Genomic DNA, 5828 nt, shown 5'->3' on the forward strand with positions numbered 1-5828 from the left:
TATCAAGAAAAGAGCAAGCCCCGTCAGTTTGTGGAACTGGCGGGGCTTGATGAAAAAAATCCCGGCGGCGACCTACTCTTGCGGGACCTATCGTCCGACTACCATTGGCGCGGCAGCGTTTCACTTCCGGGTTCGGAACGGGACCGGGTGGGACCACTGCGCTCTGGCCACCGGGCTTCAGGGGGAAGAGGTTTTCTCTTCATCCTGCCTGCCCGGGAGCCCTTGGGGGCTTTAAGGGGGGGATTTTTTGTATGTGTTTTGTGTGGCTTTAAGAAGATTTCTAAAAGAGGGTGAACTCTTGAGGAAAGTCAGCGTAAACTGACATCTGCGTGGCTGGTGGTGTTACTTTTTTTAACATACATCGTATGAACAGGACAACGGTAAGTTGTTATTCACGAACGGGAGTGATGTAATATGATGAAGTCTATTGGTGATTAGTATCGCTTGGCTCAATACATTGCTGCACTTACACCTGCGACCTATCAACGTGGTGGTCTTCCACGAACCTATAGGGAAAACTCATCTTGGGATGGGCTTGGCGCTTAGATGCTTTCAGCGCTTATCCCGTCCGCACTTAGCTACTCGGCCATGCACTTGACAGTACAACCGATGCACCAGTGGTGCGTCAGACCCGGTCCTCTCGTACTAAGGTCTGAACCCCTCAATTTTCCAACGCCCACAGAGGATAGAGGACCGAACTGTCTCGCGACGTTCTGAACCCAGCTCGCGTGCCGCTTTAACCGGCGAACAGCCGGACCCTTGGGACCTTCTCCAGCCCCAGGATGCGACGAGCCGACATCGAGGTGCCAAACCACGCCGTCGATATGAACTCTTGGGCGTGATCAGCCTGTTATCCCTAAGGTACCTTTTATCCGTTGAGCGACGGCAATTCCACTTTCTACCGCCGGATCACTTGGGCCTGCTTTCGCATCTGCTCGACTTGTAGGTCTCACAGTTAGGCGGGCTTATGCCCATGCACTCGACACCCGGTTGCCAACCGGGCTGAGCCCACCTTCGCGCTCCTCCGTTACTCTTTGGGAGGATACCGCCCCAGTAAAACTGACCGGCTGACACGGTCCTCTGGCCGGATTCACGGCTCAGGGTTAGATCCTCCAGTTTCAAAGGGTGGTGTCTCATTGATGACTCGGACACCCCCTAAAGGGTGTCTTCAGCGTCTCCCACTTACTCTGAGCATTAAAACCGAAGAAACAATGACAGCTTACAGTTAAGGTCTATAGGGTCTTTCCGTCCTTCTGCGGGTAGGCGGCATCTTCACCGCCACTACAATTTCACTGAGCGCCTGGTTGAGACAGTGCCCAACTCGTTTCACGATTCGTGCAGGTCGGAACTTACCCGACAAGGAATTTCGCTACCTTAGGACCGTTATAGTTACGGCCGACATTCACCGGGACTTGGGTTCAGAGCTTCGCCTTGCGGCTAACCCCTTGCCTTAATCTTTCGGCATTGGTCACGTGTCACACCCTATACTTCGACTTGCGTCTTTGCAGAGTGCTGTGTTTTTGATAAACAGTCGGTTGGGCCATTTCTCTGCGGCCTGCATCGCTGCAGGCACCCCTTCTTCCGAAGTTACGGGGCTAATTTGCCGAGTTCCTTAACCAGGTTTCACTCTTACGCCTTGGTATATTCTACCCACCCACCTGTGTCGGTTTGCGGTACGGGTCGCTTAGCATATGCTGGGGCTTTTCTTGGCACTCGATCCAATGATGCGCTGAGTCCGTAGACTCAACTCGGAATTCAATAACCTAGTCATCTTTTCTCATGCGTCCTCCCAGTTTAAGGGTCGCGAGCTCAGGATTATTAACCTGATGTCCATCGCCTACGCCTCTCGGCCTCGGCTTAGGTCCCGGCTAACCCAGGGACGAAACACGTTGCCCTGGAAACCTCGGGTTTACGGCGGCCGGGGATTTCACCCGGCTTTACGTTACTCATGTCTGCATACTCACTTGCATACGCTCCAGGGTCAGTCGCCATCACCCTTCAACGCGTATGCAACGCTCTTCTACCACTCTACCAGAAGGTAAAGTCCAGAGCTTCGGTATAACGCTTGATCGCCAATCATTTTCGGCGCAGGATCACTCGATGAGTAAGCTATTACGCATTTTTTAAATGGTGGCTGCTTCTAAGCCAACATCCTCACTGTCTGTGTAATCCCACATCCTTTCCACTGAGCGTTATTTAGGCACCTTAGCTGCTGGTCTGGGTTGTTTCCCTCTCGACAATGAAGCTTATCCCCCACTGTCTCACTGCCACGTTCCATTGCACGGTATTCGGAGTTTGATAAGGTTTGGTAAGCGGGTGTGCCCCCTAGCCTTGTCAGTGCTCTACCCCCGCGCATCAGCACGTGACGCTGCACCTAAATGCATTTCGAAGAGAACCAGCTATCACGGGGTTTGATTAGCCTTTCACTCCTACCCTCAGCTCATCAGAGAACTTTTCAACGTTCACCTGTTCGGTCCTCCACATGGTTTTACCCATGCTTCAACCTGGCCAAGGGTAGGTCACCTCCGCTTCGGGTCCAGTACCTGCGACTTAATTCGCCCTATTCGGACTTGCTTTCGCTACGACTCCGGGCCGGAAGCCCTTAGTCTTGCCACAAACACTGACTCGCAGACTCATTAAACAAAAGGCACGCCATCGCAGATCGCTCTGCTCTGACACTTTGTAGACATACGGTTTCAGGTTCTATTTCACTCCGCTCACAGCGGTTCTTTTCACCTTTCCCTCGCGGTACTTGTTCACTATCGGTCGCCAACTAGTATTTAGCCTTGCGCGGTGGTCCGCGCTGATTCATACATCGTTCCACGTGTGATGTATTACTCAGGATACCACTAATTCCCACGCTGGATTTCGTTTACAGGGCTTTCACCTTCTACGGCCAGCCTTTCCAGGCTGTTCTACTATCCAGTATGGTCGAATATGTCGTGGTCCTACAACCCCGAAGGAGTACCTTCGGTTTGGGCTCCATCCGCTTTCGCTCGCCACTACTTACGGAATCGATTTCTCTTTCTTTTCCTCCGCTTACTGAGATGTTTCACTTCAGCGGGTTTCGCGTTTCATACCCTATGTATTCAGGTATGAACGATCGAGTATTAACTCGATCAGGTTACCCCATTCGGATACCCCCGGATCATCGCTTGCTTGCAGCTTCCCGAGGATTTTCGCAGCTTGCCGCGTCCTTCTTCGCCTGTTGGCACCAAGGCATTCACCGTACGCCCTTACTTACTTCATCATATTGCAAAAGTTTTTTACCACTTCCACAATACCACAAAGCCCTTTCGTGACTTACTGTATTGTCTTATTTCTTGGTATGCATGTTTTAAATTGTGTATTGTAGTTGTTTTTCAACTACCCACTTTGTTGGAAAGCAATTGCTTCTCAGCAATTGTTTTCTTTGCCACGCAGATGTCAATTTTCGTTCTTCCCTCAATAATCGATTTGCTTTTGGTGGGCCTGACAGGACTTGAACCTGTGACCCCGCGCTTATCAAGCGCGTGCTCTAACCAACTGAGCTACAGGCCCGGCTTTGGGTCTCGCAGAGGCAGTTAACAGCGAACAGGTAATAGTTAATAGTTTTTACCTGGCGCCCTGGCTGCCTTCTTACCGAAACTGGTGGAGGCACGGGGACTCGAACCCCGGACATCCAGCTTGCAAAGCTGGCGCTCTACCAACTGAGCTATACCCCCAGTTGCGGTTCGGTTTGAAAAAAGGTCGTCACGCACGTCGTGCCTAGTTTCGCTCCAAGCGAACTGGCTGTTTACACATCTTTGGTTCGTTGCGGGCCCTCGCGGGTTCCGCTCCCTCTTCCCTCGGGAAGAGATCCGACCTGTGCACTCTTAATGCACTTACTCCATAGAAAGGAGGTGATCCAGCCGCAGGTTCCCCTACGGCTACCTTGTTACGACTTCATCCCAGTTACCAGTCTCACCTTAGGACCCTGCCTCCTTGCGGTTGGCTTCAGATACTTCGGGTGCGACCGGCTTCCATGATGTGACGGGCGGTGTGTACAAGACCCGGGAACGTATTCACGGCGCCGTAGCTGATGCGCCATTACTAGCGATTCCGGCTTCGTGTAGGCGGGTTGCAGCCTACAGTCCGAACTGGGCCCAGTTTTTAGGATTTCCTCCGCCTCGCGGCTTCGGCCCCCTCTGTACTGGGCATTGTAGTACGTGTGCAGCCCTGGGCATAAGGGCCATACTGACCTGACGTCGTCCCCACCTTCCTCCCAGTTGATCTGGGCAGTCTCGCCAGAGTCCCCACCATTATGTGCTGGTAACTGGCAACAGGGGTTGCGCTCGTTGCTGGACTTAACCAAACATCTCACGACACGAGCTGACGACGGCCATGCAGCACCTGTGTAACGCCTCCGAAGAGTCGCATGCTTTCACATGTTGTTCATTACATGTCAAGCCCAGGTAAGGTTCTTCGCGTTGCATCGAATTAAGCCACATACTCCACCGCTTGTGCGGGTCCCCGTCAATTTCTTTGAGTTTTAATCTTGCGACCGTACTCCCCAGGCGGCACGCTTAACGCGTTAGCTCCGGCACGCAGGGGGTCGATTCCCCGCACACCAAGCGTGCACCGTTTACTGCCAGGACTACAGGGGTATCTAATCCCTTTCGCTCCCCTGGCCTTCGTGCCTCAGCGTCAGTTAATGTCCAGGAACCCGCCTTCGCCACGAGTGTTCCTCTCGATATCTACGCATTTCACTGCTACACCGAGAATTCCGGTTCCCCCTCCATTACTCTAGTCTCGCAGTATCATGTGCAGTCCGGGGGTTGAGCCCCCGCCTTTCACACACGACTTACGAAACCGCCTACGCACGCTTTACGCCCAGTGATTCCGAACAACGCTTGAGACCTCTGTATTACCGCGGCTGCTGGCACAGAGTTAGCCGTCTCTTCCTCTTGTGGTACTATCTTTTTAATTTGCTCCCACATGACAGGGGTTTACAATCCGAAGACCTTCATTCCCCCACGCGGCGTCGCACCATCAGGGTTGCCCCCATTGTGAATGATTCTCGACTGCTGCCACCCGTAGGTGTCTGGACCGTGTCTCAGTTCCAGTGTGGCCGGACATCCTCTCAGACCGGCTACCCGTCATCGCCTTGGTGAGCCGTTACCTCACCAACTAACTAATAGGACGCGAGCCCATCCCCAAGCGCATTGCTGCTTTAATCTTGCGATCTTATGCGGTATTAATCCCAGTTTCCCGGGGCTATCCCACTCTTGGGGGCAGGTTACTCACGTGTTACTCACCCGTGCGCCACTAGAGAATTATTAGCAAGCTACTAATTCTCTCGTTCGACTTGCATGTCTTATCCACGCCGCCAGCGTTCGTTCTGAGCCAGAATCAAACTCTCCATCAAAATAATTTTTGAAATTGCTGGACCAAATGGAATCTTTCGATTTCATCTGCGCCATGCTTCAGTCAGCTCTTCCCTCAAGTTGTGTCTCTCGAGGACATCTTCGCTCTGCCAAGCACGGCGCGCGTCACGACCTTTTTTCTTTCCCTTGCTTCTACCAATCCGCCCCTCTCGGAGCAAGGTCGCTCCTTCGGTTTTTTTCCCCTTCGACCGTCTCTCGACGACCTCAGGAAAACCCTCGGCGGGTTCGGTAGTCATTCCCTTGAAATCTTCTTATCGGAGCTCTCTTTCAAGCCCTCTTCCAGGTGGCCGGCCCCAGCCGCTTCAGGCCCTGTTTTCCAGACCTTCCGCTGCCGGGCTTTTCATCCCGTCGCCGTGTTGGCGTGCCGAGAAGTCTATCAAAATCACCCCCACTGTCAATTTTTTTCGATATGTTTTTTCAAAG

2 tRNA genes and 3 rRNA genes are annotated in these 5828 nt (G+C 52.8%); all 5 read right to left on the reverse strand.

Annotation, left to right across the window (positions count from 1 at the left end):
* Window positions 1-59: 59 nt before the first annotated feature.
* The 5 genes from rrf to HHJ06_RS11595 all read right to left on the reverse strand — a co-directional run bounded on the left by rrf (window position 60) and on the right by HHJ06_RS11595 (window position 5386).
* Window positions 60-175 (reverse strand): 5S ribosomal RNA (rrf, locus tag HHJ06_RS11575).
* A gap of 239 nt (window positions 176-414) precedes the next feature.
* Window positions 415-3250, reverse strand: a 23S ribosomal RNA gene (locus HHJ06_RS11580).
* Between the two features lie 213 nt (window positions 3251-3463).
* Window positions 3464-3540 (reverse strand) — tRNA-Ile (locus HHJ06_RS11585).
* A gap of 88 nt (window positions 3541-3628) precedes the next feature.
* A tRNA-Ala gene (locus tag HHJ06_RS11590) sits at window positions 3629-3704 on the reverse strand.
* Window positions 3705-3874: 170 nt separating this feature from the next.
* Window positions 3875-5386: ribosomal RNA gene (locus HHJ06_RS11595) — 16S ribosomal RNA — on the reverse strand.
* Together the 16S, 23S and 5S rRNA genes with 2 tRNA genes alongside form the textbook arrangement of a ribosomal RNA operon.
* Window positions 5387-5828 lie beyond the last annotated feature (442 nt).

Origin of the sequence: Akkermansia muciniphila, assembly GCF_018709685.1 — a bacterium.
In the GTDB taxonomy this organism is placed as follows: domain Bacteria; phylum Verrucomicrobiota; class Verrucomicrobiia; order Verrucomicrobiales; family Akkermansiaceae; genus Akkermansia; species Akkermansia muciniphila_E.